Raw genomic sequence first — 2923 nt, forward strand, 5'->3', positions numbered from 1 at the left:
AGACCCATCACTCACTCTTGTCCGGGAACGTTTATAAGCCCATCCTCCCGAGGGTTAGTGGACAGAAGGGTGTTGGCCATGAACAGCACGTGGATATGGATAATCGCTGGAATCACACTGTTCTGGACGCTCCTCTACGCCTTCTTCGGAAGGGAAGAGAAGGAAGAGGGGCTGAGCGTTGACTTCTTCATAGCCATGTGGCGCACAAAGAGGCTCCTGGGCTTCATAGACAGGCTTTCAAGGATAAACAGGAAGTTCTGGAAGGTCTACGCGGACATAGGAATAGCCGTGGGATTCATAGGGATGGCCTACGTGTTCTACGCCCTTGCAAGAACAGCAATGAGAACCCTACAGACCGGGAAAGGGGGCGGAGTCCAGCTCGTAATACCGGGCGTTACGATACCACTCTGGTACGGTCTCGTTGGGCTGGTCGTCGTCATGGTCGTCCACGAGCTTAGCCACGGGGTCGTCGCAAGGGCTGAGAGGCTCCCCCTGAGGTCGGTCGGCCTCGTCCTCCTTGCAGTCATACCGGGGGCGTTTGTTGAGCCCGACGAAGAGGCCCTAGAAAAGGCCCCCCTGAGGAGCAGGCTGAGGGTCTACGGGGCCGGCTCAATGGCCAACATAGTGACGGCGATAGTCACAGCACTCCTTGTGACCTACGCAGTATCCCCTCTCCTCGTCCCTGCTGGGATTGAGGTTTCGGACGTCGTAAAGGGCTCTCCTGCCTACGGTGTCCTCCACAGAGGGGACGTGATACTCTCGATAAACGGCCACGAGACGAAGACGATGGAGCAGTTCCTCGACGTCATGAACAGGACGAGGCCCGGAGAAAAGGCAACCCTGACCGTTCTGAGGAATGGAAAGAAAGTCCAGCTGAGCCTCACACTCGGGGAGCACCCGCAGAGGAAGGGAAAGGGCTACATAGGCATCTACCCCCGGCAGTACGTCGTTTCAAGGATAGGCCATGAGAGCTTGGTTCTACCGCTCTTCTTCAGCCTCTACTGGATATACGTTCTGAACATAGGTATAGGCCTTATGAACCTCTTCCCCCTTGTTCCCCTCGACGGTGGCAGGATGTTCGATGATGTCGTCAAGGAATACCTCCCCCAGGGGATAGTCAGGCCTGTGAGGTACACCGCCATAGGGGTTGGTCTGCTCCTGCTGGCTCTCAACATAATCCCCGCCCTATCGAACCTCGGCGGGTGATCCCATATTTTAAAAGGTCTTATCAGGATGAGCCACTCATGAAGTGTTCAAAGTGCGGAAGGCCGGCGGTTTACCACGCACGCTACAGCGGGCTCTACTACTGCCACAAGCACTTCAACGAGATGGTGGAGAAGAAGTTCAAGGAGACCGTTAAAAAGTACCACCTCATCAAGAGGGGCGAGAGGATAGCGGTAGGCGTTTCCGGCGGAAAGGACAGCGTCGTTCTAATGCACCTCCTTGCGAAGCTCCGCGAGAAGTTCCCCTTCGAGCTGGTGGCGGTAACGATTGACGAGGGCATAGCCGGCTACAGGCCGGCGAGCGTCGAGATAGCGAAGAGGAACGCTAAAAAGCTCGGCATAGAGCACAGGATTTATTCCTTCAAGGAGTACATCGGCTTCACCCTCGACGAGACCGTTGAGATAATGGGAAGCTTCGAGAAGGGAGAAAGGGTTGGCGCCTGCTCCTACTGCGGTGTCTGGAGGCGCTGGCTTTTGAACTACGCGGCCAATGACGTTGAAGCGGATAAGTTAGCGGTCGGTCACAACCTCGACGATGAAGTTCAGATGTTCATCATGAACATCATGAGAGGCGACATAGCACGCCTCGGGAGGACGGGGCCGTACTACAAGGAAGTTCATCCGGAACTGGTGCCGAGGATAAAGCCACTCAGGGAGATTCCGGAGAAGGAGATAGTTCTCTACGCGGTCTTAAACAACATTGAAGTTGACCTGAGCGAGTGCCCCTACGCAGTGGAGGCCTTCAGGGCGGAGATAAGGGACTGGCTAAACGAGATGGAGGAGAGACACCCTGGAACGAAGTATCAAATCCTGCGGAGCTACGACAAGCTGTTCCCGCTCATAGCGAAGACCTACACGAAGAAGACGAGCGAGCTCAACCGGTGCAAGATATGCGGTCAGCCGACAACGGGTGAGATATGCAAGGCCTGTCAGTTCCGCCTCCAAGTTGAGAAGAAGGCCAGGGAAAAAGGTCTGACCTTCAGGGTCGAGTGAGGAACGGAGCAGTATATTAAACAGGGGTTTATAAAAGGCTGTTCAGTATGTTAAACAACCTTTATAAACTATTGACGCATATTACCGACCATGAGGAAAGAACTCGCGAAGGTTTTAACGGAATGGCAGGAGACCTGGGCGCCCGAGCTGATTGAGAGGGACTTTGACATCTCCCTTATCCCGTGGGAGCTCAACAGGGTTGTAACCTTCGCGGGATGCAGGAGAACTGGAAAGACCCACCTGATGTTCCAGCTCATTAACGAGCTTGCAAAGACCACCGAAAGGGAATCAATATTCTACATAAACTTCGAAGATGAGCGCCTCGAAAAGAGCAGAAAAACTCTAACGGAGCTCATACCTACGATTGAAGAACTCTACGGGAAGAAAGGGAGACTTTATCTCTTCCTCGACGAGATTCAGAACGTTGAAAACTGGGACTCCTGGGTGAGGTGTGTAAACGATTCCAGAAGGGACGTGAGGCTCTTTTTAAGCGGTTCCTCCTCAAAGCTCTCCAGCAGGGAAATTCCAACGTCTTTAAGGGGCAGGGCCCTGACCTTCGAGGTGTTTCCACTGAGCTTCTGGGAGTTCCTGAGGTTCAGGAAATTCGAGGTTCCCGAGCGGGTTGAGTTCAGCAAGAAAAAGCCGGAACTTCTAAACCTGCTGAGAGAATACGTCCTTTTTGGGGGATTTCCTGAGGTCGTCCTGAC

At 53.8% G+C, this 2923-nt stretch carries 3 protein-coding genes; all 3 read left to right on the forward strand.

Going from position 1 to position 2923, the window contains the following annotated elements:
• Positions 1–78 precede the first annotated feature (78 nt).
• On the forward strand, positions 79–1206 hold the full coding sequence (locus MVD07_RS02470; RefSeq protein WP_297498195.1) for a site-2 protease family protein: 1128 nt from the start codon (positions 79–81) through the stop codon (positions 1204–1206).
• A 38-nt stretch (positions 1207–1244) separates the two neighbouring features.
• A complete protein-coding gene (locus MVD07_RS02475; protein WP_297498190.1) occupies positions 1245–2216 on the forward strand; it encodes a TIGR00269 family protein in 972 nt (323 codons plus the stop codon).
• Between the two features lie 90 nt (positions 2217–2306).
• On the forward strand, positions 2307–2923 hold a 617-nt coding region (locus tag MVD07_RS02480), incomplete at its 3' end, for an AAA family ATPase (protein ID WP_297498192.1).

This window comes from Thermococcus sp. (genome assembly GCF_027008145.1).
Taxonomy (GTDB): Archaea; Methanobacteriota_B; Thermococci; order Thermococcales; family Thermococcaceae; genus Thermococcus.